The following is a 26936-nucleotide window of genomic DNA, read 5'->3' on the forward strand; positions in this document are numbered from 1 at the left end:
CGCATCGCCTGTAGGGAACGAGCGAAACAAGGGGAATGAACATGAATAGCGTATTTGAGCCAAGTCGCGGCGCACGTCTGAAGACCCTCAGGGTAGCCCTTTTGGGTGGTGCTGCGCTCGCCATGGCGGGCGCAGCGTCTGCCCAGGAAATCCGAGTATGGAGCGGCTATCCGGAACTGGCCCCGTTCTACGAGCATGTCGCGGAAGGGATGAAGGCCGAGTATCCCGATCTCAGCGTGCGCGTCGAAGCGATCGCGCTGCGCGAGCACGAAAAGCGTCTGGCACTGGGCCTCACCTCCGGCGAAGCTGCCGAAGTGATCGAGCTCGGCACCTCGACCGCCACCCGCTACCTGGAGAACGAGCTGTTCAACGTCGCGCCCGATGATGTGGCAGCGTTCGTGCAGGATCCGGCCAATTTCAACGACTTCTTCCGCGATTCTGCCAGTTACGAGGGAACGGTCTATGGCTTGCCGCTCTTCCGCGGACAAAGCGCCCTCTATTACAACACGGAAATGTTCGAGGCCGCCGGGCTGACAGAGCCGCCTGCCGACATGGCCGACTATACCAGCTATGCCGAGCAATTGACCCAGCGCGACGCCGCCGGTGCCCCGACGGTTTCCGGGTGGAGCCTGCGTCTGTCCGGTGGCGGCCAGGGTATTGCCGAAAAATTCTGGATCAACATGTTCCAGTACGGCGAAAATCTCGTCGAGCAGAATGAGGCGGGCCTCTGGAGAGCCGACTTCGCCAACGAGCAGGGCCGGGCAGCGCTCAAGCAATACCTTGAGAACGTCCACACGCTCAAAACCGTGACGGTCGAAATGCCTGCCGACGCCGAGGCTTTCGAGCGCGAACAGACGGCCATGTTTATCCGTGAATCCTGGGTCATTGGAGATATCGCCGCCAAGGCTCCGGACCTCTCCTACGCCACCGCAACTCTGCCGCGGGGCTCCATCGTGGCCCCTGTGTCGCTCTGGATCAGCGGCGAAGGCGAGAAGGCCGATGCGGCGTGGGCCTTTGCGCAGGCTGCCAATGATCCTGAAAACCTGCTCTGGCTCCTGGACAATGTGGGCTGGCTGCCGAACCGGTCCGGTCTCGACTACAGCGCCATCCTCGAAGCCAAGCCGGCATTGGCCGCCTTCGTCGATTATCCGGACACCTACGAGTTCTTCTCGTTGCCCAATATTGGCCCGGTCGAGGAAATCCTGACGCGCACGGCTGCACGTTTGACGGAAGCCTTTGCAAATCCCGCCCTTGCGGCCGACGACGCAGCCATCGATGCCGTTCTTGTCGGCATGCAGGACGAAATCAACGGCCTGCTGCAGCGTGAAGGTCTGCTGGCCGAATAAGCTGGCATCAAGCCCGGGTACAACGATCCGGGAAGGTTATGATCTTCCCGGATCCCACTAGCGGAGAATACAATGCTGCGGCGCAAGAGATGGCTCTTTGCCATGCTCGCCATCCTGCCCACGCTGGCGATCTTCGCCTGGCTGCGCATGTTTCCAATCGTCGAAACATTGCGTCTCAGCCTGCACAAATGGGACATACTTTCGAAGAACAAGCCCTTTATCGGCCTGGCTAATTTCCAGGAACTGATGGGTGATCGCCTGTTCCACGAGGCCCTGCTCAACACGACGATTATCGCGTTCGGCGTCCTCGCCATTACCATCCCGACGGCCATGGTTCTCGCCGCGCTCATTCACTACCGAACGCGCTCGCGGGCCTCGGGCTTTTACGAGACGGCGATCTTTTTGCCGCATGTGGTGTCGCTGGTGCCGGCCGCCATGGCGTGGAAGTGGATCTTCGATGCCCGGCTCGGGCCGCTCAACGCCCTTCTGAGCTTTTTCGGCATCCAACCTCAGGCCTGGCTCTTCGATCCCACCTTGTCGATCATCAGCGTCATCGTGCTGTGTTCGTGGCAGGCACTTGGCTATGCCGTTCTTATTTATCTCGTCGGATTCAAAAGCCTGCCTGTTTCGCTCTATGAGGCTGCAAAACTGGATGGCGCATCGGGTACTCAATCGTTCTGGTTCCTGTCCATCCCGATGCTGAAGCCGATCACGCTCTACGTGTCGGTGGTCACGCTCGTGTCTGGCTTTAATGTCTACGCTCAAGCTTTTGTCCTGGCTTCCGATGCGCAGGGCGCGCCGGGCCGTCAGGTGCGGGTGCTTGTGCTCGACATGCTCGAAAACAGCTTCCGCAATTATCGGGTAGGCTATGCGGCCTCCGAAGCCGTGGTGCTGTTGCTGATCGTTCTTGTGCTGACACTCATCCAGTTCTCCCTGCTGCGCGAAAGGGGTCGGGCATGACACGCAACGTTTCGCAAAGCGGCAAGAGCCGCAAGATGCGGCGCATGATCGTCGACCGCGGCATTGACGTGGTGCTGATGACGTTCAGCCTCCTGATGCTGCTGCCTCTGGTCTTTCTCGTGTCCAACGGGTTTAAGACACCGCAGGAAATGCTGGCCTGGCCTCCCACGATCATTCCTGCAAATCCCACGGTCGACAATTTTGCGGCCGTTCTTCAGGACACCCCGCTCCTGCGCTGGATTCTCAACAGCATCCTGTTCGCGGTACTTTCAACGCTGGCCATCCTGGCGACGTCATCGATCGCCGGATATATCCTTGCCAAGTTCCGCTATCGCTCGCTGAACGTCGTGTTCGCCCTGATCCTTGCTACGGCCATCGTGCCGTTCGAGGTTTACATGATCCCCCTCTACTTTCAGGCGCAAAGCCTGGGTATCCTCAATAGCCTCTGGGGGCTATTGCTGGGCTATCTGGTCATGAGCTTCGGCATCTTCTTGATCCGGCAGAACGTCATTCATTCCATTCCCGATGAGCTGATCGAGGCGGCCCGCATCGATGGCGCGGGTGAGCTCTGGATTTTCTTCCGCATCGTCCTGCCGCTTCTTCGGGGCGCACTGGGTGCGCTGGGTGTTCTGGCATTCTTCCAGGCTTGGACGGCCTTTGCCTGGCCTATGATCGTCGCCACGAACCGCGAAGCGTACACGATCGAAGTAGGCCTGGCGCTGTTCCAGACCGGCTTCACGGTCGATCTTGGAAGGCTCAGTGCGGCTTCAGCACTTGTGCTGATCCCCTCAATCACCCTTTTCGTCATCCTGCGGCGTAATTTCGTGCAGGGCGTCGCCAGCACAGGTCTCAAGGAATGAGCGACAATTCCTTCATCGCCGATGCTGGCAAGCTGTACGGTCGGGCCAATGCTGCCAGTCTGCACTGGCTGCTGGACCGAGGCAGGCTGGGCGAAGGTTTCCTCAACAGCAAGCAGAACAGCATCACGCTCGCCGATTACACGCCAGCGGATGGCTTACGCGGACCCAACTACACCTATGGTTGGATACAGGGCAGAGGCCTTGAAGCCCTTGTGACCCATGCCGCCTTCTTTGCCGATACCGATCCAGATCTGGCACGTCGCCTCGACGAAGCAGGTAGGGCGTTGTTCGGTGTGCTGCGCAGATTGTGGGCGCGAGACGGGCACGGCTACTTCTGCTACGACGCAGATCTTCGGCCGGTGATTGCGTCGGGCGAAGGCGTTACCCTCCAAGCAGCTCCGGGTGACATTTACACCTATAGCGATATCTTCTTCCTCAAGGGACTGATCGCGGCGGCGGCGCGCTACGATGCCCAGCGCCTCCCGGCCTACCTCGCTCAGATCGAGCATCTGGTCGCTGCCATCGAGGGCAAGCGATTCCAGATGGATGAGCGGCGGCTGCTATCGGCCGATAGCGTGGCAGCCGAACCCGACGACATCGGGCCGCGCATGATCATGATCGGCGCCGCCGGCTTGTTGCACCGCATCGGCAAACCCGAGGCGGCGGGCTTTGCCGATCGACTTGTCTCGCATGTTCTCGACAGACATTTCGATCCCGCATCCAGGCTTTTGCGCAACGTGCCCGGCGGGGATGAGTGCAATGTCGGGCACGGGATAGAGCTTGTCGGTTTCGCCTTCGATTATCTCCCGCCCGATGCGCCTGCAGCACTGGTCGAGCAATTACAGGCTGTTTTGATCGCCTCTTTCAATGCAGGGTTCACAGGTCCCGGCATCAGGCTGACTGTTTCGACGGCCACGCGCGAACCGTTGAGCCCCTATTGCCCCTGGTGGTCCTTGCCCGAGACCATCCGTGCGGCGGCGCTCTGCTACGAGCGCACGGGCGACGAGCGTGTGCTCGATGTGTGGCGCAAGGCGCATCAGGCTTTCTTCGGCACGTTCTGGCGCGACAAGCCGCCACTGGCCTACCAGACCATGACCGAGGACGGCCCCGTCGATTACGTCCCCGCAACGCCCGATCTCGATCCGGGCTATCACACCGGCCTCAGCCTGCTGGCGGCCATCAACGTGGCCCAGCGTCTCGACGCAGGCCGGTTTCTGCTTTCGAAAACAGGTGCTTGAATGGCTGCTGTAGATATCCGCAATGTGGCCAAGTCCTTCGGGCCTACAGACATCATCCGCGACGTCAACATCGAGGTTCCCGACGGCGCCTTCGTGGTGCTCGTGGGGCCTTCGGGATGCGGGAAGTCGACGCTGCTGCGCATGATCGCCGGGCTGGAAGACATTGATCGGGGCGAGATTTCCATCGGAGATCGGGTCATCAACGACGTGGAACCCAAGCACCGCGACATTGCCATGGTGTTCCAGAATTATGCGCTCTATCCGCATATGACCATCGCGGAGAACATGGGTTTTTCGCTGCGTCTGGCCCGCCAGCCCAAGGCGGAGATCGACCAGCGGGTTGCCGAAGCCGCTCGGATCCTGGGCCTCAGCGACTATCTGCACCGCTTTCCCAAGCAGCTCTCGGGCGGCCAGCGGCAGCGCGTGGCCATGGGGCGCGCCATCGTTCGCCAGCCGCAGGTCTTTCTGTTCGACGAGCCTTTGTCCAACCTCGATGCCAAGCTGCGGGTGCAGATGCGGGCAGAGCTCAAGGACATGCATGCCCGGTTCAAGACGACGACCATCTATGTGACGCATGATCAGATCGAGGCCATGACCATGGCGGATCTGATCGTGGTGATGCGCGGCGGGGTGGTGGAACAGATTGGAACACCGCTCGATCTCTATGATTTTCCTGCAAATATGTTCGTCGGCAGCTTCATCGGTTCACCCGCCATGAACTTCCTCGAAGGCACGATCAGGGTGGCGGGGGACGCGGTGTTTCTCGAGACAGAGAGCGGCACGAAGCTACCGGTCGGCCGGGGCAATGCCGTCTTCGATGGCCGCGCCGTAACGCTGGGAATTCGCCCGGAACATCTGACACTTGCAGCCGGAGAAGGCGGGCTCGAGGGCGTTATCGCCAGTATCGAGCCGACCGGATCGGAGACGTTCGTTGTGGTTCAGCTGGGGCAGGATCGGGTGTCGGTGCTGCTGCGCCAGAGGCTGATGGCGGGCCCAGGTGACGCCATCCGGCTGGCGGTCGAAGCCGGGTCGGCGCATCTCTTCGACACGGCGACGGGCGTGCGGCTGGACGCGGCCAAGGCGTGACTTTCGGCTAGCATCTCGACCCCTGGCGCTAGCAGACTGTTAGCGTTCAGGGTGCGAAAGCCTTCATAAAGCGATCCCGCGAGCGTTCGATGTGAATACGCATGGACTGGCGGGCCGCGTCGGCATCGCGCGCCTGCATCGCCGCGATGATCGCCCGATGTTCCGAGATGGCGTCGCTGGTGACCCGGGCGTGGTAGAACAGGCGGAAGAGATGCACATGGGTGTGCAGGCTCGCCAGTGTCTCCTGGATGAGTTCATTGCCGCCGGCATGGGCGATGAGATCGTGGAACTGCCCGTCAAGCTGCGCGAACCGGCCGTAAGCCTCTGCGACGGGTTCATCACCGCCAGCCTCCATTTCCGCGGCCAGTTTGGAGAGGGTGGCGCGCGCGTCATCCGTCATGGTGAGCGCGGCGCGGGCAGCGGCGTGCGGCTCGAGCAGCAGGCGCAGTTCGTAGAGCTGTTCAAGGCGGGAGCTGTCCATCTGGTTGGCGGCGCTGTAGCCAATGAGATGGGTCTTGACCACCAGCCCCTCCGCTTCCAGTCGCGACAGGGCTTCGCGGATCGGGGTCTGCGACACGCCGAGTTCGCGCACCAGCCGGTCAACCGAGATGCGGCCGCCAGGGGCGATTTCGCGCGACATCAGCTGGGCATAGATAGCGTTGTAGACTTCCTCGCCCAGGCGCGTCGGGCGCTTGAGGGGCAGTGAATGTCCGGGTCGCTTCTCGCCGAAGACCATCGGGTCCCAATCCATGTTGTCTATTGACGTGTCCATTCGATAGCACCATAGTCCGGCTCGTTCAATCATATATCCGATCGGATTTTATATCGTGCCGATTGTTGCCGAAAGTGAAGCCCGCCAGACTGCCGAACGAGCGCTCGTTCGGGCGGGCGTGCCTGCGGAAAACGCAAGGCTACAAGTCGACCTCTGGCTGGACGCTGACCTGCGAGGCGTACCGTCCCATGGGCTGTTGCGGCTGGACCGGCTTGCCGAACGCCTGGCAGCGGGCCTCATAGATCCGAAGGCGACCGGCACACAGGAATGGCGCGGCAGCAGCTACCTCTTGGTCGATGGCGAAAACGGGCTGGGGCCGGTGGTCGCCAATGCGGCACTGGACGCGGTGACGGCGCGGGCACGCGAGACAGGCATTGCACTGGCAGCGATCAGAAATTCGCAGCATCTGGGGATGCTGGCCTGGTATACCGAGCGCATCGCTCGAGACGGGCAGGCGGCCATTGTGCTGTCCACCAGCGAGGCGCTGGTCCATCCCTGGGGCGGACGCCATGCCATGCTGGGCACCAATCCCATTTCGATAGCAGTGCCGACCGGCGAGGCGGATCCCTTCGTCATGGATACCGCGACCAGCCGGGTGTCGATGGGCGAGATCCACGACTATGCCAATCGTGGCGAAGCCATCCCGCCCGATTGGGCGCTCGACGCCCGGGGCGATCCGACAACGGACCCGCAGGCCGCCAAGGCGGGCGCTATCGCCCCGTTCGGCGATGCCAAGGGCTATGCACTGGGACTGGCCTTCGAACTGCTCGTCAGCGCCTTGTCCGGCGCGGCACTGGGAACGGATGTGCATGGGACGCTGGACGCCGTCCATCCCTGCAACAAGGGCGATGTGTTCATTGTCATCGATGGTCCGAAGACCGCAGGCTTGTCGGCCTATCTGGAGCTGATCCGCGCAGCCGTGCCCGCATCGGGGTTCGATCGTGTGCTTGTGCCGGGCGAGCGCGGCAGGGCCAAGAGGGCCGAGCGCATGGCGAGCGGCGTCCCGATCGCCGACGCGGTCTGGCAGCGCATTCAGCACCTGGCGCAAGGCGCGCCGACTGCCGAACAGGTGACGTCATGACCCCTATTTTTGCCGTGTCCCGATTGCCGAGAAACCTGGTGTTCGGCGCCGGTCAGCGCGCCGCGCTCCCCGGCTACGCTGCAGCATTGGGCCGCAAGGCCCTGATCGTGACCGATGAGCGGCTGGCCGCCGATGCGCAATTCCTCGACCTGATGCAAGCTCTCGAAGCGGCCCATGTCGACGTTGCGGTCTTTTCGGGCACGATTGCAGAACTGCCGGCCTCGTGCATCCTCGAAGGCCTGGAGGCGGGGAAGGCACTCGGCGCCGACCTCGTTATCGGCATCGGCGGCGGCAGCTGTCTCGACGCCGCCAAGATCATCGCACTGCTGCTCAGCCATGGTGGAACGCCATCGGACTATTACGGGGAATTCAAGGTCCCCGGGCCCATCCTGCCGCTGATCGCCATCCCCACGACGTCGGGCACCGGCTCTGAAGTCACGCCGGTAGCCGTCGTTTCCGATCCAGATCGCGCGGTGAAGGTCGGCATTGCTAGCCCGCATCTGATCCCGCATACCGCCATCTGCGACCCCGAACTAACCTACTCGTGCCCCAGTGGCCTCACGGCCTTCTCGGGCGCCGATGCGCTGACCCACGCCATCGAGGCGTTCACCAATCTGCGCCGGTCCGTGGACGCGAACACCGTCCATGAGCATGTTTTTGTAGGCAAGAATACCTTCTCCGACCAGCATGCGCTCGAGGCCATCCGTCTGGTTTCGGGCAGCCTTGAAACAGCCTGCCGGGATGGCAGCGACGTGCTGGCGCGCAACAATCTGATGATGGGATCGACCCTGGCGGGCTTGGCCTTCGGCACGGCCGGCACGGCTGCCGCTCACGCCGTGCAATATCCTGTGGGGGCGCTCACTCACACCCCGCATGGCATGGGGGTGGCGGTCATGCTGCCCTTCGTGATGGCGTTCAACAAGTCGCATGCCGAGCCGCAAATGGCCCAGATCGCCGACGCCATGGGCGTTGGCGGCGGACTGAGCCAAGCGGCCAGCGCGGACGCGGCTATCGACGCAGTGACCGATCTCTTCGCCGCCATCGGCATTCCCGGTTCGCTGCGTGACCTGGGCATCACCGAAAACCAGCTGGACTGGATCGCGCAAGCAGCCATGGGGGCGACGCGCCTCGTCAAGAACAATCCACGTCCCCTCGACCCGGCAAGCATGGCCATGCTCGTCAACGCCGCCTTTGTCGGCGATCGCACCGCGCTCGGGCGCTCTGCATAGGATAGAAGATGAACAAGACAGCCCCTTTTGAAGGATTGAGTTTCGACCCGGCAGGGCTTCCCGCCGATCTCTGGATCGACGGCACCTGGCGGCCTGCCGATGGCGGCAAGCGGATCGACGTGCTCGACCCCTCGACCGGCAAGGTCATTACCAGCGTGGCCGATGCAAGCATCGAGGACGCGATGCAGGCCGTGGCAGCCGCAGGGAAGGCCGCCGAGGGCTGGAAGATGACGGCACCGCGCCAGCGCGGAGAAATTCTCCGGCGCTGTTTCGAGCTGATGATCGAAAAGCGCGACATGCTGGCCGAGCTGATCAGCCTCGAAAACGGCAAGTCACTGACCGACGCCAAGGGCGAGGTCACCTATGCGGCCGAATTCTTCCGCTGGTTTTCCGAAGAAGCCGTTCGTCTCAATGGCGACATCTATACCGCGCCAAGCGGCGCCAACAAGATCGTCGTCGAGCACCAGCCCATCGGGATCGCGGTCCTGGTGACGCCGTGGAATTTCCCGGCTGCGATGGCGACCCGCAAGATTGCGCCGGCGCTGGCCGCGGGCTGTACCGTCATTCTCAAGCCGGCGACGGAAACGCCGCTGACCGCCTATGTACTGGCCGACATCTACCGTGAGGCCGGCGTGCCCGCAGGGGTGGTGAACGTGGTGACCACCTCGCGCGCCGGGGCGACCGTCAGCGCCATGCTGCACGACAGCCGTGTGCGCAAGCTCTCCTTCACCGGCTCGACCGAGGTGGGGCGCAAGCTGCTGCGCGAAGCCGCCGACACCGTGATCTCCAGTTCGATGGAACTGGGCGGCAATGCCCCTTTCATCGTTTTCGACGACGCCGATCTCGAGGCTGCCCTGGACGGCGCCATGGTCGCCAAGATGCGTAATGGCGGCGAGGCGTGTACCGCTGCCAATCGGTTCTATGTCCAGAACGGCATCCGCGACGCCTTTGCCAAGGGTCTGACCGAACGCATGGCGGCTCTCAAGGTGGGTGCGGGCTACGATCCCAAGACCCAGTGCGGTCCGCTGATCAACCAGGATGCTGTGGAGCGCATCGGCGGTCTGGTCGAAGACGCGGTCTCGAACGGAGCAGAAGTGCTGGCCGGGGGCAAGGCCTCGGGCGGGGAGGGCTTCTATTTCCTGCCAACCGTTATGACGGGCGTGCCGGCTCATGCCAGGATCATGAACGAGGAAATCTTCGGCCCCGTTGCCGCCATTACCGGCTTCGACACCGAGGACGAGGTCGTCGCAGCGGCCAACGACACCGAATATGGGCTGATCGCCTATGTGTTCACCCGCGATATCGGTCGCGGCATGCGGGTTTCCGAGCGTCTCGAAAGCGGCATGGTCGGTCTCAACCGGGGGCTTGTGTCAGACCCCGCGGCGCCGTTCGGCGGCGTCAAGCAAAGTGGTCTCGGCCGGGAAGGCGCGCACCACGGCATCATGGAGTTCTGTGAAACCAAATATATCGCCGTGAGCTGGTGACCCCAGCTTTCACGGCACGAAGGAGGAGCGTGCAGTGAAGATTACCAAGGTCGAGACGTTTCAGGTGACGTTCGATGAAAGCAAGCCGAACAATCGGTCGGCTTTCGTCCGCATCGAAACCGAGGACGGACAATTCGGGATGGGCGAGGCGTCGCCGATGCAGGGGGGCCTGGCCTCGCTGATCATCATCGCCCATGACATGGCGCCATTCCTGATCGGCAAGGATGCGCTCGATCATGCGGTGCTGCTCGACACGCTCTACCACAAATGCGTCAAGCTCGGCCCGGAGGGGGCAACGACCGCCGCGCTGGCCGCGCTCGACATTGCTCTGTGGGACCTCAAGGGCAAGCTGTTCGGCCAGCCGGTCCACAAGCTGCTGGGCGGGGCCTGGCGCGAGAGCCTGACCTGCTACGCCTCGGTGGGCGGCAATGCCTGGCGCAGTGTCGACCAGGTGGTCGAGGTGGTCGAGCGCCGTGTGGCCAAGGAAAAGCCGGCGGCGGTCAAGATCCGCTGGGACGGCGACCGCACCAAGCTCGACGTCGATATTCCCGGCGATATTGCCAAGGCCAAGGCCGTGCGCAAGGCTTTGGGCGACGACTTCGTGCTCGGGTTCGACGCCAATAACGGCTATTCGGTCGGCGGCGCCATCCGCGTCGGCCGGGCGCTCGAAGACCTCGGTTTCGCCTGGTTCGAGGAGCCGGTGCAGCATTATCATGTGTCGGCGATGGGCGAGGTGGCTCAGCGGCTCGACATCACGGTCTCGGCAGGCGAGCAGACCTATACGCTCCAGGGCCTCAAGGACCTGATCAATGCCGGCGTGCGCATGGTGCAGCCCGATATCGTCAAGATGGGCGGCATTACCGGCATCATGCAATGCGCGGCCATTGCCTATGCCCATGGTGTCGACCTCGTGCCTCACCAGACCCAGCCGTCGCTGGGGCACCTGGCCAATCTGCACGTCCTCTCCACCATCATGCACCTGAACAAGCCGGTAGAGCTTGCCGATGGCTGGGAGCGTGCGGGCTCCATCTTCACCAATCCGTCCGAACCCAGGGACGGCTTGTTCCACCTGCCCACCGGCCCCGGCCTGGGAGCGCAGTTCGACGCCGAACAATTGAAGCGGAGAAGCATACCGATTTCCGCATGACGCCACACAAGGGAGGAGAACCTTATGGCCCTGTCGAGACGACAATTCCTGATCAATGCCGGTGCCGCCAGCGCCGCCGCAGGCATTGGCCTGCACATACCCGCAGCCTTAGCGCAGGAGGACGTGCTGACCATCGCGCTGGCCGCCCGCGCCCCCACCGGGGTCAACCCCCAGCAGACCGGCCTCACCGGCGGTGACAATTGGGCGATCTACCAGGTGTTCAACACCCTGGCGCGCAATCCGGACGGCAAGTTCGCCACGCGCCCCGAGGAGTTCGAACCCAGCCTTGCCGAAAGCTGGGAAAGTTCGGAAGACGCCAAGACCTGGACCTATACGCTCCGCCAGGGCGTGCAATTCCACAAAGGCTATGGCGAGATGACGTCGGAAGACGTGCTGTTCACCTTCGGCCGGCATCTCGACCCCGAAATCGTCACCGGCGGCAAGGTCACCTTCAACAATATCGCCTCGGTCGAGGCGCCCGACGCCTATACGGTGGTGTTCACGCTCAAGCGCCCCGATCCGCTGTTCAACGGCTCGGCCATTTCCACGCTGCCGGCCTCGATCCTGAGCAAGAAGGCCTTCGAGGAAAAGGGCGAGGACTTCAATCGCGATCCGATCGGCACTGGGTCCTACCAAGTCGAGAGCGTCAACGAGACGACGGGCATCACGCTCGTGGCCTTCCCCGAGCATTTCGGCGAGCAGCCGGCCACGCCCAAGCTCATCGTATCGTTCATCGCCGACACGACGGCCCGCACCCTGGCCTTTGCCTCGGGCCAGGTGGACATGATCGAGGGCGTGCGCTCGCCGGGCTGGATTCCGTCCATGCAGCAGCGTTCGGCCGATACGATCTTCGATGCGACGGTGCCGGGCAGCTTCAACATGCTGCATCTCAACCTGACGCGGGCGCCGCTCGACGATATCCGCGTGCGCCAGGCCATCCGCTATGCCATCGACAACGAGGCGCTGGCCTCCGCCTATGGGCCATTGGCCAAGCCGATGGTGGGCATCATCGCGTCCGAGTTCCAGGGATCGGTGACCAAGGAAGAACTGCCGCCAGAACTGCAGTACAATTACGATCCGGAAAAGGCCAAGGCGCTGTTGGCCGAGGCGGGCTTCCCCAACGGCGTCGAAATCCCCTGCTATACCAGCCAGCGGGAAGACTATGCCGCGATCATGCTGATGATCCAGGAACAGCTGCGCACGGCAGGGATCACGCTGGCGCTCGATATCATCGACCACACGGCCTTCCACGCCGAAAACCGCGTCGACAAGAACGGCATGCCGCTCAATTCCTCGAGCTATGGGCCCGTGCCGCTCAACGTGTTCCTGCAGCAGGTTTCGGCCGGCGCCGAGGTCAAGGCCGATGGAACGGGGCAGGGCAATTTCAGCCATTACGGCGTGGCCATGCCCGGCATCGACGATCTGCTGAGCGAGGCGCAGGACGAACCCGATTTCGAAAAGCGCACGGCGCTGGTCAAGGAGATCGAGAAGAAGCTCCTGACCGATCTGCCGATCATGGGGATCATCACGCTGAGCTATGTGATCGCCCGCAATCCGCGCGTCGATCTCGGCTTTCCCGTCGAGGGTGGCTATGCCTATTGGCCGCTCAACAAGGCCAGGCGCACGGCATGAGAAAAGCCGGCGCACCCTCGGGTGCGCCGGCTCCTGCTTCCCATATCCATTAGCTGACGACGACGACTTCGTGATCGAGGATGTCCTCGATGATGAAGACGAGATTGTCGCCCTCGCGGCTGGCGGCGACGCTCTTGCCGGCGACGCGCAGATCGACCGACGAGCCCTTCGTGCGCAGGCGCACCGTGATGGGCCCGATCGGCACCAGGTCGTATTGGCGGCCCGGCACACGAGACAGAAGGAGGCGATTGTTGAGATGCAGCACCTGACGTTCGCCCTGTTCGTAGAGCTCGGCCGTGATGATGCCATGCGTGCCCTCGAGCGTGACCTTTGCCTTGTCATCGAGCGCCCAGCGCACCGCATTGGCCAGCAGCAGCGCATGCTCGAACTGCTCGTCGCGGGCAAAGCAGCGATCGAGGTCGGCCGCGAACCAGACGAGCTTGCCACCCTGAGCCGATATGCGTGCCGTGATGGCAGGGTGGTCCGAATAGGGCTCGCGCATCCACGAGGTTTCCGGCGGATAGATCGGAAAATCCGGAATGAAAGTGGCCAGCACCTCGGTGCCCGCGTCGGCCCGAACGAAGGGCAGGTAGCCGCCGAAGGGCAGGGTGTCGGTACCCTCGAGGCCTGCGAGAAGCGCATGGCGTTCGCCGCCCGCTTCCGGCGCGGTCTTGTCGGACGGCCCATAGACGCCGGCGCGGTTCTCAGGCGTGAGGCGCAGATAGCTGTGCCGGGCGTGGGTTTCGATATTGTGGTCCGGCGGGCCTTCGCCACCGGTATCGCCCTCCGCGCGATGGACGCCGAACAGGTCGGCCAGCGCGAAGTCGCCGCGCGGATCGCCATATTGGGTTGCGATCGAGGTCTCGCCCGTGGCGATCACCGAACCGCCTGCAGCCACGAAGCTTTCGATGCCCTTGACCTGCTCGTCGCTCAGCCCGCCGACATTGGGCAGGATGATGACCGAGAAACGGTCAATGGACTTGGCGATGTCGTCGGCATGCAGCGGCACATAGGGAATGCCGTGGCGATCCATGGCTTTGACCGCGCCGCGATAGGGCGCCATGGTCTTGGTGCCGGCGGCGAACCGACCGAAATCGCGTCCGAAATAATCCTGGTTCTGCTGCGACCAGACAATGCCGACATCCGGCGTGAGGGTGCGGTTGACCAGAATGTCCTGATTGGCCTCGTGCCAGGTGAAGAGCGGCTCGGCGGTCTGATATTGGCGACGGTCTTCGTGCGACGAGCCGATATGGTGCCACCAGGGCTGGATGCCCCCGGCAAAACCAGATGTCGCCCAGAGGCGTACTTCGGAGGCCGGCATGGAGGCCAGGCGGAATGCCGGCCCGCCAAGCTGGTATTGCGGCGTGGATTCGGGGATCAGCTTGTCCCATCCGGCCAGCTCGTGCAGGCGCTTGCCCGCCTCGGTATTCTGTTCAAACCCGTCATGCGGATTGCGCCGCTGGTGGTCGAGCATGACGATGGCCGCTTCGGGCATGATCTGCTGCAGATCGATGAAGCGTGCCGAATTGTAGAGCGTCTCGCCGCCGATCATGCCCGACCAGACGCAATCCTCGCCACCGGCCTTGCGGGTGACGCGATTGTTCAGCTTCCACAATTCGGTGCGGCGGGTGAAATTCCAGCGCACCCAGTCGCGGTAGTTTTCCTTGTCCCAGTCATGGGCCTCGGGCAGCGCCTTGCCGGCATAGTCCTGGAACTGGGTCTTGCAATTGTCGCAATAGCAGATGTGCGTGCGTGGCAGGCCGGCCCAGGAATTGTCCGAGAAACCATCGGGCTGGCTGCGTTCGATGATCTCCTCCATCACCGAGGGCAGGTATTCGCTGTAATAGGCCGAGCCTATGCAGGTGATGTATTTTTCGGCTTCCTTATGCGGGCTGCCATCGGCATTGCGGCAGATCCAGTCGGGATGCTCTTCGTAGAAATCCTGAGCCACTCGATTGGAATCCATGCGGGCCACGACACGGATGCCATCTTCCCGCGCCAACTTGACGATGTCGCCATAAAGATCGCGGTCGCCCAGCTTTTCGGCGCGATGGTGCAGCGGAAACTTGGACGGATAATAGGCGACGATGCCGCCAGCATTGACGATGATGCCCTGGACGCGCGTCCTGCGCCAATGCTCGCGCCAGAACTGGGCGTCATAGCGCTCGGGGTCGCATTCAACCAGATTGGTCTGCCCCCAGCGCAGTGTCGTTCTATACCACGGTTCGGCGCTCATCGATGTCCTCCACTTGATGCTGGCGTTCAGCACGGAGGCCTAGCGCAAACTTCTCCGCAGCCAATCCCCCAGCGCCGCTGCTTTCCGCGATGCGGAAGTTCGAGACGCCGTTTCGGGGGAGACTTCCACCATGCGGAAAACGCCAAGTGGCTTGCCTTGACCCATTTTTTTCACGGGCGCTACCGTCGCCGGATACGTGGCATCTGCATGTTCGAGCATCGCATCGCAAGGGTGAAGGACGGCAGGAGCAACGGCTCGCAACGGGAGGTTGAACATGCAGGTTTCTAGAAGACATTTCTTGGCTGGTGCTGCCGCGACCATGGCTGGTCTGAGCCTGACATCGGTCATGACGGGCAAGGCGTTCGCGCAGGGCAGCGACACTCTTCGTGTCGGCTTCGCGGCGCGCGGCCTGCGGACCATCGATCCGCACCAGTCCATCCAGGGCGTCGACAATTGGGCGATCATCGCCCTCTACGACAAGCTGGTCGATCTGCCGCGCTGGCGCTTCCCCGACACGCAGGACGATCTGGTGCCGCGCTTGGCCACCAGCTGGCAGGGTTCGGAAGATTCCAAGACCTGGACCATCCAGCTGCGGGAGGGCGTGCAGTTCCACAAGGGCTATGGGGAAATGACGTCCGAAGACGTCAAGTACACGTTCGACCGGGCGACCGACGCTCCACGGGTCGGCGGTGTCCGGGCCAAGTTCACCAATATCGCCAGCGTCGAAACGGACGGCCCTTACACGGTGATCTTCAATCTCGATCAGCCCGACCCGCTGTTCCTGCTCGGCGCGCTCAGCGACTATGACGCCGGCATCATGAGCAAGAAGGCGATCGAGGAGAAAGGCGACGAGGCCATCGGCACCGATCCGATCGGTACGGGAGTCTATATGCTCGATTCGGTGGCAACGGACCCCTCGCAAGGTCTGATCCTGACGGCCAATCCCGATTACTGGGATACTCCGGCCGCCACGCCGCGACTGCAGCTGATGTATATTGCCGACACCACGGCGCGCACGCTGGCCCTGCTTTCAGGCGACGTGCAGATCATCGAGGGCGTCCGGGCCCCCGGCTGGGCCGATTCCATGGCGCAGCGCGACCCCAACCTCATCTTCGACGTCGTGAGCCCGGGCAGCTTCTTCACCATCCAGTTCAACCTGACCAAGCCGCCATTCGACGATATTCGCGTGCGCCAGGCCCTGTTCTACGGCATCGACCGCGACGAGATCACCTCGGCCATCGCGCCGATCTCCAAGCGCACCTATGGGCTCAATCCGCCCTCGTTCCCGGGTGGCTTTACCGCCGAAACCATTCCGGCCGAAATCGCCTACAATTACGACCCCGAAAAAGCCAAGGCCCTGCTGGCGGAGGCTGGTTTCCCCAATGGCCTGAGCTTCACCAACGACACGTCCCAGCGCGAGGATTTCTCGGCCATCATGCTGATGATCCAGGACCAGTTGCGGCGCATCAACGTCAATATGGAACTCAACATCAAGGACCACACCGCCTTCCACGCCGACCAGAACGTGGGCACCAACATTCTCAGCCAGCAATCCTCGGCCATGCCTCCCGTACCGACCCAGGTCATCCTGACCTATCTGGCTGCCGAGGCAGAAGTGAAGGCCGATGGCAGCGGCGGCTCGAACATGAGCCATTATGGCGTGACCATTCCGGGCATCGACGACCTGCTGAACCAGGCCCTGGCCGAGCCGGACCTCGAGAAGCGCATCGCCATCGTTCAGGAGATCGAGGTCAAGGCGCTGACCGACGCGGTCATCCTGCCGGTCTCCAATAACGGCTTCATGATGGTGCGGTCCAACAAGGTCGATCTCGGGTTCGAGGTTGAATCCGGCTACGTGAACTGGCCGCTGTCGCAAGCCGCTTTCGTCTAGGCATTTCAAGGAGCCTGGTCCCGGGGGGCATGCCCCGGGACCTTCAGAATACAGGACCGGAAGGCACTTAGGAAATGACTGCGCCGAAGCATGTTTCAATCGTAATCCCGCCCCAGCTGGGCGATGTGGAGGGGTCCGTGGCCTGGGCCGCCCAGGAACTGGCGCAGGCCTTGCGGCAGCGCGACGTGACCGTCCAGATCGGTGCCGAGCCATTGGGCGGCATTGTTGTCGAGGTAGCCGGCGCAGGCATGAAGGCCCAGCCGGGGGCAGGGGCGGCGTTTCCGCCACGGGCCGAGGCCATGGCGCTGGAGCGCTCCGGCGATCATATTCTGGCCTGGGGTTTTGACACGCGCGGTCTGGTCTATGCGCTGACCGAACTGGCCGACCGGGTGCGTACCGGGCAGGGCGAGGACCTGTTCGAAGGGACATTTCCGCTGGTGGAACAGCCCACGGCCCGCATTCGCTCAATGGCGCGACTGTTCTGCGCCGAGGAAGAAGACAAGCTCTGGTATTACGACAAGCAGCAATGGCGGGATTACCTGACCATGCTGGCCTCCAACCGGTTCAACCGCTTCGCGCTGACCCTGGGCATGGGCTACAACTACCCTTACCACAATCCTTGGATCAGCGACGTCTACTTCTATTTCCCCTATCCGTTCCTCCTCGCGATGGATGGCTATGGCATCGACGTCAAGGAACTGAGCGCGGAAGAGCGCGATCATAACCTGGACATGCTGGCTTTCATCGGCCGCGAATGCGCGCGCCGAGGGCTGGAGTTCCAGCTGGCGCTGTGGACGCAACGCTATGATTTCGACGACGTACCCCGCGCCAATTACACCGTGCGCGGCGTCACAGAAGAGAATCTGGCGCCCTATTGCCGCGACGCGATCACCGCGCTGTTGCGCCACGTGCCCGAAATTACCGGCCTCACCTTCCGGGTGCATGTCGAGGGCGGCATTGCCGAGGGCGAATACGGCTTTTGGGAAGAAGCCTTTGCCGGGGTCGCCGCAGCCGGCCGGCCTGTCGAGATCGACATGCACGGCAAGGGGCTCGATCACAAGATGATCGACATTGCCCGTCGCTCAGGCATGCCGGTGGCTGCCTCGCCGAAATATCTGGCCGAGCATATGGGCCCGCCCTATCACCAGTCGGCGATCCGCGACAAGGAATACCCGCCTGAAAGCGCCAAGAGCGAACGTGAGCAGCTGAGCGAAGGATCGCGCAAGTTCCTGCGCTATTCCTATGGCGACCTGCTGACGCGCGACAAGGATTACAAGGTCATCTACCGCATCTGGGCCGGCACGCAGCGCGTGCTGCTCTGGGGCGATCCGGTCTTTGCCGCAGGCTATGGCAGAAGCTCGATGTTCGCCGGGTCCGACGGGGTGGAATGGTGCGAGCCGCAGAGCTTCAAGGGTCGCATGGGCACGGGCATGCCGGGCCAGCGTTTCAACTACAAGCGGCATGGCTATGCGACGCGCCAGGACTGGCGGAAATACGATTATCAATACCGTGTCTGGGGGCGGCTGCTCTATAATCCCGAAGCGCCGCGGCAGAGCTGGATGCGCTGGCTGGAGCGCGAATGCGGCGATCTGGCCGAGGCCTGCGAAAAAGGGCTTTCCTGGGCCAGCCGCGTGCTGCCGCTCGTGACGCTCGCACACGGTCCGTCGGCATCCAACAACCATTACTGGCCCGAAATCTACACCAATCTCGGCCTCATCGAAGGCTCGGGCAAGCGCGCCTATGGCTTCGACATGGACGGTCCCACCCGGTTCGGCAATGCGCCGACCTTCGACTCGGCGCTGTTCGCGTCGCCCCGCGAATTTGCCGAGCTGCTTCTGGCCGGCAAGTCCAGTCACCGCTACACGCCGCTCGACGTGGCCGACTGGCTCGACGACATGGCCGCAGGTTGCGAGACCGCGCTGAGCACGGCGCGCTCGTCACCCGATTACAACCGGGCCGAGCCGCAGCGCATCCTGGCCGATGTGGAGATCCTGGGTGGCATGGCGCGCCATTTTGCCCAGAAATTCAGGGCTGCCTGCTGGGCCGAACTTTTCATCGCCACCAAGGCGTCGGAACTGATCGAGCCAATGCTCGGCCACGCCCGCAACGCCGTGCTGGCCTGGGAGCGGTTGGCGGCGGTGTCACGCGAGCTCTATCACGACGACCTCACCTACGGACCGCAATCCTGGCTGCGCGGCTCCTGGCACAGCCGGTTGCCCGAAATGCAGGCCGAACTGCTCGATCTTGAAGCGCTGCGCGGTTTTGGAGGTACGGAATCGGTGGCGGGGACGCCGGCTCTGGCCAAGGCGATCGCCGCGCTCAAGGGCCATCGACCGACCCGCGCGCAGCCGGACGCCTCGGCGCCGACGGCAGTCTTTGCCGGTGGCGAGCCTCTGCCTATCCGCATCGAGGTCGAGGCCGAGGACGCGCCCGTGCTGCATTACCGCCACATCAATCAGGCGGAGCGCTGGCAATCCATGCCCATGCAGGCCGAAAGGGGCGGCTACACCGCCACGATCCCGGCCGAATATACAAAATCGGACTTTCACCTGCAGTACTTCGTCAGCCTGCGCCAGAATGGGCAATCCACGCTCATCCCCGGCCTGGCGCCGGACCTGGCCAATGAGCCGTACTTCACAGTGATGCAACGATGAACAATGAAGGGTCGCCGCGCATCCTGCGGCGGCCTGCGCCGACAATCGGTGGGAGGTGAGATTGGCGAGATATTTGTTACTCAGGCTGGCAGACGCGGTGCCCACCGTGTTCCTTGTCTTGCTGCTGGTCTTCATTGCCATGCGCATTCTGCCGGGCGACCCGGCCATCGCCGCGCTCGGCGACATGGCCACTCCCGAGCAATTGGCCCTGTTCCGCGACCGGATGGGCCTCAACGACCCGTTGTGGCTGCAATTCATCAACTTCGTCAAAGGCGTGTTCACGCTCGACCTGGGCAATTCGATGATGAGCAACCAGAACGTGGTTGGCCTCATCCTCTACAACCTGCCCTTCACAATCGAGCTGACCGTGGTGGCGATGCTGATGGGCATCCTGGCGGGCGTGCCGCTGGGCGTGCTGGCGGCCACCAACCGCAACAAGCTGCCCGATAGCGGCGTGCGGGTGTTCTCGCTGATCGGCTACGCCATCCCCGACTTCTATCTCGGGGCGCTGCTGCTCATCACCTTCGCCCTCAATCTGGGCTGGTTCCCGATCAATGGCGGGGGCACCGATTTTGCCAGCCGCATGTATCACGTGTTCCTGCCGGCGCTGACCCTAGCCTTCGTCAAGGCGGCCTTTATCGGCCGGTTGACCCGAACGTCACTGCTCGAAGTGCTGAGCCGCGACTATGTGCGGACCGCCCGCGCCAAGGGCGCCAAGGAAAGCCGGGTCATCTACCGGCACGGGCTGCGCAATGCGCTCCTGCCGCTGACCACCGGCCTTGGCCTCAGTACGCTGGCGACGCTGTCGGGCTCGGTGGCTATCGAAATGGTCTTCAACCGGCCCGGTATCGGCAAGCTGCTGATCAGCGCCATCGCCGAGCGCGACTATGCCGTCATCCAGGGCGGTGTCGTCGTGTTCGCCATGTTCGTCGTGGTCATCAACCTGCTGATGGACCTCCTCTACATCGTCGTAGATCCTCGTATTAGGATGAAGTGATGACCGTAATCTCTGAACCGTCACCCCATCAGCTGGCGCCCGAACCCAGCATTTTCCGCAGCATCCGCGACGTCATCCTGGGCCGCCCCGGCACCATCGTTGCGGTCTTCATCATCCTGGCGCTGGTGTTCGTGGCGGTCTTCGCGCCACTGCTGGCGCCCTATGATCCGCTGACCCAGTCCATGCTCAAGATCAACCGGACGCCAAGCTGGGAAAACTGGCTGGGCACAGACCAGTTCGGCCGCGACGTGCTCTCCCGCATGATCTACGGCTCGCGCAATTCATTGATCTTCGGCCTTATCTCTCCATTCTGCGCCGCCATAATCGGGGGTACGCTGGGCGTGGTCGCGGGATATTTCGGCGGTATCGTCGACCGCGTGATCTCCCGGGTCGTCGACCTGTTGCTGGCCTTCCCCGAACTGCTGCTCGCCATCATGATCGCGGCTGTTCTCGGCGGCGGCTTCTGGAACGTCATCATCGTCATCACCATCGCCTTCGTGCCCGGCTTTGCCCGCGTGGCGCGCGCCCAGACCCTGTCGGTCAAGCACGAGCCCTATGTGGAGGCCGCCATTTCGATGGGTGTGCGGACGCCGGTGATCATCTTCCGGCACATCATTCCCAACATCATGGCGCCCATCGTGGTGCTGATGATGCTGTGGGTGGCCTCGGCCATCCGCCTCGAGGCGTCGCTGAGCTTTCTGGGCATCGGCACCCAGGCGCCCAACCCGAGCTGGGGCAATATCATCAAGGACGGCCTCAATAACATTTTCGGCTCTCCCTGGCCGATCATCGGCGCCGGTGCCGCCATCACCCTCGTGGTCCTGGCGTTCAACCTGGTGGGCGATGCCGTGCGCGATGCGCTCGATCCCTCCACCTCGCAGTAATCCAAGCCAAGGAGCCCATAGATGAGTGACCTCGGCTTCGATAAAGCCTCTGTTCCAACCCCGCCGACGACCGAGCCGGTCCTGGCCGTGAGCGACCTCAAGACCTCGTTCCAGACCAAGACGGGCTGGATCGAGATCGTCAAAGGCATATCCTTCGAGATCGGTGCGCGCGAAACCCTCTGCGTTGTGGGCGAGTCCGGTTCGGGCAAGAGCGTAACGGCCCTGTCGATCATGCGCCTTCTCGACCCCACATCCAGCCGCCTGCGCGGCTCGGTGAAGCTGAGCGGGCGGGAATTGCTGACGCTGCCCGAGCCGCAGATGCGCGAAGTGCGCGGGCGGCAGATCGGCATGATCTTCCAGGAGGCCCTCACCAGCCTCAATCCGCTGGCGACCGTCGGCAACCAGATCGCCGAGACGCTGGTGATCCACGGCCAGATGGAAGGGGCGGCCGCCCAGGCCGAGGCCGTCCGCATGCTCGAGAAGGTGCGTATTCCCGCCGCCAAGGCCCGCGCCAACGAATTGCCGCATAACCTCTCGGGCGGCATGCGCCAGCGCGTGATGATCGCCATGGCGCTCGCCTGCAAGCCGCAATTGCTGATCGCCGACGAGCCGACGACGGCGCTGGACGTGACCATTCAGGCCCAGATCCTGCAGCTGATCAAACAGTTGCAGCAGGAAGAGGGCATGGGCGTGCTCTTCATCACCCACGACATGGGCGTGGTGGCCGAGATTGCCGACCGCACCGTGGTGATGCTGGGCGGGCAGGTGGTGGAGCAGGGGTCTACCGACCAGATCTTCAATGCGGCCCAGAGCAGCTACACCAAGACCCTTATCGCAGCGGTGCCGCGCCTGGGGTCGATGAAGGGCAATGGCCAGCCTGAGCACTTCTCGGTGGTCGACCGCAAGACGGGCGTGTTGCGCGTGTCCGAGCCGCGACCGGATACGGTGGATCACCAAAGCCCACCAGTGCTTTCGGTGAAAAACCTCGTCAAGCGCTTCGACCTAGGCGCCAGCTTTTTCGGCAAAGTCCATGGTCGGGTGCATGCGGTGGAAAACGTGTCCTTCGACCTCATGGCCGGCGAGACGCTGTCGCTGGTGGGCGAGTCCGGTTGTGGCAAGTCGACCACCGGGCGGGCGATCATGCGGCTGACCGAGCCGCAGAGCGGACAGATCAGCATCGACGGCCAGGATATCATGGCGATGGATCGCGATCGCATGCGCGACATGCGCCGCAATATCCAGATGATCTTCCAGGACCCTTTTGCCAGCCTCAATCCGCGCATTCGCGTGGGTGAGGCCGTTGCCGAGCCCTACCTGACCCACAAGCTGGGCACGCGGCAGCAAGCGCGGGCCAAGGTGGCCGAATTGCTCGAGCAGGTGGGTCTCGACCCCGACGTGGCCAATCGCTATCCGGCGCAATTCTCGGGCGGGCAGCGGCAGCGCATCTGCGTCGCCCGGGCGCTTTCGCTCGAACCCAAGGTCATCGTCGCCGACGAATCCGTGTCCGGCCTCGATGTCTCGATCAAGGCGCAGGTTGTCAATCTGCTGCTCGACCTGCAGCAGAAGTACGGGCTCTCCTACCTTTTCATCTCGCATGACATGGCCGTCGTGGAGCGAATGAGCCATAAGGTCGCGGTAATGTATCTGGGGGAAATCGTCGAGATGGGACCGGCGGCAGCCGTCTTCAAGAACCCGCAGCATCCCTATACCAAGCGATTGATCGCCGCCGTGCCGATCCCCGATCCGTCGCGCCGCAACCAGCTGCGGCAGGTGGTCGCCGACGAGATCAAGAGCCCCATACGGCCCGCCGACTTCGTGCCGCCCGAACGGACCTATACGACGGTGTCACCGGGCCATGTAGTGCAGGACTGGGACGAGAACTGGAAGGTCTAGGGACTTTGAAGATCGCCTTCTCTCCCGACGGGGAGAAGGCACCGCGCGTCAGCCGAGACTGAGGGCGAGTTCGGGTTGCTCCACGGACCGCAACAGCTTTTGCCGGTCGGTGCTGGCCCGCTTCATGATGTCGAAGCCCAGATCGACGATCGGCTCGCCGACATCGCCGCCCTCGAGCTGATGACGGACCGCCTGCATGGCGTCATAGCCGCACTTCCAGCGGTGGATGCGCACGCTGCTGAGGCCGGGATGGGCAGCTTCCATGTAGTCGAAATCGTTGAAGCCGGCGATGCCGACCTGCTCGGGCACGTTGATTTGGCGCGCATTGAGAGCAAAGAGGGCGCCCAGCGACAGCACGTCGTTATTGCAGAAGACCGCATCGACATCCGGGCGGCGTTCGAGCATGTCCAGCATCAGCTCGCGGCCCATCGTGGCAGAGGAAAACGGCCGGCTGACCGCCGCGATTTCCCCGTTTGTCGCCGGATCGTCATTACCGGTTTCGCCGATAAGATCGGGATCGAAAAGGTTGGCCTCCTCCAGGGCATCGCGATAGCCCTGCAGGCGCTGCTTGGAGCGCGCGTTCATCCAGCCGGCGAAGAAAGCAATGCGGCGATAGCCTGCCTCGATCAGGTGACGGGTCATTTCCTGGCCTGCCCGATAATGGGAAAAGCCGATGATCTTGCTGATCGGGTCGTCGGTGAGATCCATGATCTGGATGACCGGGCAGCCCGCATTTTCAAGCATCTTGCGCGTGGCGGGCGTCTGTTCGGTGCCTGAAACGATGATGGCGGCCGGGCCATGCCTCAGAGCCGCGAACACCTGTTGCTCTTCGATCTGGCTATTGTAGCGCGTATTGGCCAATTCGATGCGCAGGCCGCTGTCCTCCACCCCGTCATAAATGCCGCGCAGCACATCGGAAAAGATATTCTGGGTGAGCGAGGGGACCAGTACATTGACGACGTCCGTGCGATGCGAGGCGAGGGCGCGGGCATTGAGGTCCGGAACGTAGTTGAGCGCCCTGATGGCTTCGGCGATCACGGCGCCGCGGGCTTCCGAGACGCGCTCGGGGCTGCGCAGATAGCGCGAGACGGTGATCGCGCCGACACCCGCCTTGGCGGCCACATCAGCAATTGTCGGGCGACCCCGGGACGTGCGGACCATGGCGTTTCGTCACCCTTTTGCTTTCGAAATCTGACGCTGCATTTTCACCACCATAGCCAAATCAACGCGGTTGACCAAGTGTTATGGTAGCGCTACCATCCTTTCATATTTTTTGGCCTGTTCGGGGTTGAGGTGCTCCCGGCCGGCGGTGATCTGCGATCCTTGGAGGAGGGGCGTCGTGAGCAAGCAACTAGACGGGCGCGTGCAATCGGTGGACAGGGCCATGCTTATCATGGAAACCCTGAGCGATGCGGAAGGCGGACTGAGGCTGACCGATCTGGCACGGCAGACAAAGCTGTCGCTGACCACGGTGCATCGCCTGCTGACGACGCTGGAACAGCGGCAGTTCGTGCAATTCCTGCCCAGCGACAACCTCTGGCATATCGGGCTGCATACCTTTGCCATCGGCAATGCCTTTGTCCGCGACCGCAATTTCCTTGCGCCGGCCCAGCCCTTTCTGCGCCGGCTGCGGGACCAGACGCGGGAAACGGCCAATCTGGGCGTCGTCGACAATGGTGAAATGGTGCTGGTGGACCAGCTCAAGAGCCGGGAAATCACCCGCTCGCTCTCGCGCATCGGCGGTCGCACGCCCATGACGGCATCGGGCATGGGCAAATCCGTGTTGGCGACCTATTCGGGCGGCGAAGTGTCAAGCTTTCTGACGCGCTACGGCATGCGCCGCGTCACCGGCAAGACGCTGACCTGCCGGGATGCGCTCAAGATCCAGCTCGAACGTATCCGCACCGATGGCTATGCCATCGACGACGAGGAATACCTGCCGGGCCTGCGCTGCGTCGCCGCGCCGGTTTATGACCGGCATTCCGACGTGGTCTGTGCGCTGTCAATCTCGGGACTGCCCAGCCGGCTTCCCGAAGATCGCTTGCCGGTCCTGGGACAGCTGGTCGCCAGTGCGGCTGCGGAAATGACGCGATCCATCGGCGGCCTTGCCGCAGGCGCAGCCAGCTAGGATTGTCCATATCGTGACGGGTCGTGACCTTCCGGAGGAAGGCCAGCGCAATCTGGCCGCCGGCGCCTTCTCGCTGCTGACCACGCTGATCTTCGTCCTGGTCTTCACCTCCGGCAGGCTCGCCACAGAGCCGGTGTCCCCGCTGCAGGTAATGTTCCTGCGCTTTGCCGGTGGCTTTGTGACCATCCTGGTCATCGCCGCGCTGCGCAAGGAAAGCTGGCGCTCGCTGCAGAGCCGGCACCGGACCAAGCAGGTCTTTCGCGTGCTGGCCGGCGGGCTGGGCGGTGCGGCGCTGATCTTCGGCAACATGCATATGCCCATTGTCGATGCCAATGCGATCAGCCTTCTCAATGTCGTCTTCGCGGTAAGTTTCGGCGCGCTCATCCTGGGCGATCGCCTCAGCGGCCGCCAGATTGCAGGGGGCCTGATCTGCCTCATGGGCGCCGCTGCGGTGATGGCGTCGCGCGGCGCGTTCAGCGCATTCGATGCGGGCTATCTGATCCCGGCTTTTGTCGTGGTGCTCGGCGCGGTGCTGATGGGCGTCGAGAGCATCTTCATCAAGGTGCTGACGACCGCCGACCGGCCGATGGTGACGCTTGCCCATGCCAATTTCTTCGGCATGCTGCTGCTGGCCATTCCGGCCCTGTTGACCTGGCAATCCTGGGGCGTGACCAATCTGGTGCTGCTGCTGCTCGGGCCGATGGCCATCCTGGGCCAGTATTTCAACATCTGCGCCTATTCGCTGGCGAAAGTCAGCGTGCTGGCACCGCTGAGCTATGCATCTTTGCTGTTCGCCGCGTTGATCGGCTGGCTGTTCTTCGAAGAAATTCCGTCGGCCGGAGTGGTGCTGGGCGCAGGCTTGATCGCCATGGGCGGCGCGGTCATCATCCTGTCGCGTCGATAGCAGGGGCTTCCGCATTGTGGAAAAGCCGCGATCGCGCTGCCCTGATCGCGGATCGATGCGGTAGCCAAGGCGGGCCTCTAACGCAAAGGATGCCCCATGCTCACCACCAGCCGCCTCGACATCGCGGATGCCCGCACCATCATCGCTGCCGCCACTGCCAAGGCCCAGGAGATCGGCGTGCCCATGTGCATCGCCATCGCCGATGACAGCGGCAATCTTGTTGCCTTCGAGCGCATGGATGGCGGCAAGGTCACCAGCATCACCATTGCCATCGACAAGGCCTATACCGCCGCCGCCGCCAAGAAGGCGACGCATGAATACGGCACTGCCAGCCAGCCGGGCGCCCCGGCCTATGGCATCAATTCCGCCATTGGCGGTCGTCTGATGGTGGTAGGCGGGGGCCTGCCGATCCTGGTCAATGGCGCCGTAGTCGGTGCGATCGGCATCAGCTCGGGCACTCCGGCACAAGATCTCGAAGTGGCCCAGGCCGGTGTCGACGGTTTCAAGGGCTGAG

Annotated in this window: 21 protein-coding genes; 18 read left to right on the forward strand and 3 right to left on the reverse strand. The window is 63.0% G+C overall.

The genetic code is table 11. The annotated features are described in order from the left end of the window. The first annotated feature begins 41 nt into the window (after positions 1-41). The 5 genes from VE26_RS04725 to VE26_RS04745 all read left to right on the forward strand — a co-directional run bounded on the left by VE26_RS04725 (position 42) and on the right by VE26_RS04745 (position 5490). Positions 42-1346 carry an ABC transporter substrate-binding protein gene (locus tag VE26_RS04725; protein ID WP_200897209.1) on the forward strand — a complete coding sequence of 435 codons (1305 nt, stop codon included), beginning with the start codon at positions 42-44 and terminating at the stop codon, positions 1344-1346. Between the two features lie 72 nt (positions 1347-1418). Further along, positions 1419-2306, forward strand: coding sequence for a carbohydrate ABC transporter permease (locus tag VE26_RS04730; RefSeq protein ID WP_046103971.1), 888 nt, complete (start codon positions 1419-1421; stop codon positions 2304-2306). Beyond that, a complete protein-coding gene (locus VE26_RS04735; RefSeq protein WP_052715668.1) occupies positions 2303-3166 on the forward strand; it encodes a carbohydrate ABC transporter permease in 864 nt (287 codons plus the stop codon). Before VE26_RS04730 ends, VE26_RS04735 begins: the two co-directional genes overlap by 4 nt. Continuing rightward, positions 3163-4404, forward strand: coding sequence for an AGE family epimerase/isomerase (locus VE26_RS04740; RefSeq protein ID WP_046103972.1), 1242 nt, complete (start codon positions 3163-3165; stop codon positions 4402-4404). Before VE26_RS04735 ends, VE26_RS04740 begins: the two co-directional genes overlap by 4 nt. After that, positions 4405-5490 (forward strand): ABC transporter ATP-binding protein, encoded by a 1086-nt coding sequence (locus VE26_RS04745; RefSeq protein WP_046103973.1) that lies wholly within the window; start codon positions 4405-4407, stop codon positions 5488-5490. A gap of 46 nt (positions 5491-5536) precedes the next feature. Here VE26_RS04745 and VE26_RS04750 read toward each other — a convergent pair whose 3' ends face one another. Further along, positions 5537-6226, reverse strand: a complete 690-nt coding sequence (locus VE26_RS04750) for a GntR family transcriptional regulator (RefSeq protein ID WP_046105024.1) — start codon at positions 6224-6226, stop codon at positions 5537-5539. Positions 6227-6317: 91 nt separating this feature from the next. On the opposite strand from VE26_RS04750, the gene VE26_RS04755 reads away from it, so the two are divergent. From VE26_RS04755 to VE26_RS04775, 5 genes are read left to right on the forward strand one after another with little or no spacing between them, the layout of a single operon-like run. Further along, a complete protein-coding gene (locus tag VE26_RS04755) occupies positions 6318-7343 on the forward strand; it encodes an Ldh family oxidoreductase (RefSeq protein ID WP_046103974.1) in 1026 nt (341 codons plus the stop codon). Then, a complete protein-coding gene (locus tag VE26_RS04760; RefSeq protein WP_046103975.1) occupies positions 7340-8572 on the forward strand; it encodes an iron-containing alcohol dehydrogenase in 1233 nt (410 codons plus the stop codon). Before VE26_RS04755 ends, VE26_RS04760 begins: the two co-directional genes overlap by 4 nt. Before the next feature lie 8 nt (positions 8573-8580). Then, a complete protein-coding gene (locus VE26_RS04765; protein WP_046103976.1) occupies positions 8581-10056 on the forward strand; it encodes an NAD-dependent succinate-semialdehyde dehydrogenase in 1476 nt (491 codons plus the stop codon). 34 nt (positions 10057-10090) lie between these two features. Further along, complete coding sequence (locus VE26_RS04770; protein WP_052715669.1) at positions 10091-11203, forward strand: mandelate racemase/muconate lactonizing enzyme family protein; 1113 nt, start codon at positions 10091-10093, stop codon at positions 11201-11203. A 24-nt stretch (positions 11204-11227) separates the two neighbouring features. Continuing rightward, positions 11228-12835, forward strand: coding sequence for an ABC transporter substrate-binding protein (locus VE26_RS04775; RefSeq protein WP_046103977.1), 1608 nt, complete (start codon positions 11228-11230; stop codon positions 12833-12835). Between the two features lie 49 nt (positions 12836-12884). Here VE26_RS04775 and VE26_RS04780 read toward each other — a convergent pair whose 3' ends face one another. Then, positions 12885-15071: an alpha-amylase family protein gene (locus tag VE26_RS04780; protein ID WP_052715670.1), complete on the reverse strand. Its 2187-nt coding sequence runs from the start codon at positions 15069-15071 to the stop codon at positions 12885-12887. A gap of 298 nt (positions 15072-15369) precedes the next feature. Here VE26_RS04780 and VE26_RS04785 point away from each other — a divergent pair, with 298 nt between their 5' ends. From VE26_RS04785 to VE26_RS04805, 5 genes are all read left to right on the forward strand, one after another. Continuing rightward, positions 15370-16962 (forward strand): ABC transporter substrate-binding protein, encoded by a 1593-nt coding sequence (locus VE26_RS04785; RefSeq protein ID WP_160297800.1) that lies wholly within the window; start codon positions 15370-15372, stop codon positions 16960-16962. 137 nt (positions 16963-17099) lie between these two features. After that, positions 17100-19616, forward strand: a complete 2517-nt coding sequence (locus VE26_RS04790; RefSeq protein ID WP_152658713.1) for a hypothetical protein — start codon at positions 17100-17102, stop codon at positions 19614-19616. A 61-nt stretch (positions 19617-19677) separates the two neighbouring features. Continuing rightward, positions 19678-20613 (forward strand): ABC transporter permease, encoded by a 936-nt coding sequence (locus VE26_RS04795; protein ID WP_046103980.1) that lies wholly within the window; start codon positions 19678-19680, stop codon positions 20611-20613. Continuing rightward, positions 20613-21497, forward strand: coding sequence for an ABC transporter permease (locus tag VE26_RS04800; RefSeq protein WP_084619970.1), 885 nt, complete (start codon positions 20613-20615; stop codon positions 21495-21497). The genes VE26_RS04795 and VE26_RS04800 overlap by 1 nt, the downstream gene beginning before the upstream one ends. 21 nt (positions 21498-21518) lie before the next feature. Continuing rightward, entirely contained in the window at positions 21519-23390 is a 1872-nt protein-coding gene (locus VE26_RS04805; RefSeq protein ID WP_046103981.1) for an ABC transporter ATP-binding protein, read from the forward strand. A 48-nt stretch (positions 23391-23438) separates the two neighbouring features. Here VE26_RS04805 and VE26_RS04810 read toward each other — a convergent pair whose 3' ends face one another. Beyond that, positions 23439-24551, reverse strand: a complete 1113-nt coding sequence (locus VE26_RS04810) for a LacI family DNA-binding transcriptional regulator (RefSeq protein ID WP_046103982.1) — start codon at positions 24549-24551, stop codon at positions 23439-23441. 178 nt (positions 24552-24729) lie between these two features. Between VE26_RS04810 and VE26_RS04815 the strand changes: the two genes are divergently transcribed. The 3 genes from VE26_RS04815 to VE26_RS04825 all read left to right on the forward strand — a co-directional run bounded on the left by VE26_RS04815 (position 24730) and on the right by VE26_RS04825 (position 26935). Then, a complete protein-coding gene (locus VE26_RS04815) occupies positions 24730-25518 on the forward strand; it encodes an IclR family transcriptional regulator (protein WP_244465627.1) in 789 nt (262 codons plus the stop codon). Positions 25519-25531: 13 nt separating this feature from the next. After that, entirely contained in the window at positions 25532-26422 is an 891-nt protein-coding gene (locus tag VE26_RS04820) for a DMT family transporter (protein WP_046103984.1), read from the forward strand. A gap of 96 nt (positions 26423-26518) precedes the next feature. Beyond that, positions 26519-26935 carry a GlcG/HbpS family heme-binding protein gene (locus VE26_RS04825; RefSeq protein WP_046103985.1) on the forward strand — a complete coding sequence of 139 codons (417 nt, stop codon included), beginning with the start codon at positions 26519-26521 and terminating at the stop codon, positions 26933-26935. Position 26936: the final 1 nt, after the last annotated feature.

Source organism: Devosia chinhatensis, from assembly GCF_000969445.1.
Taxonomy (GTDB): Bacteria; Pseudomonadota; Alphaproteobacteria; order Rhizobiales; family Devosiaceae; genus Devosia; species Devosia chinhatensis.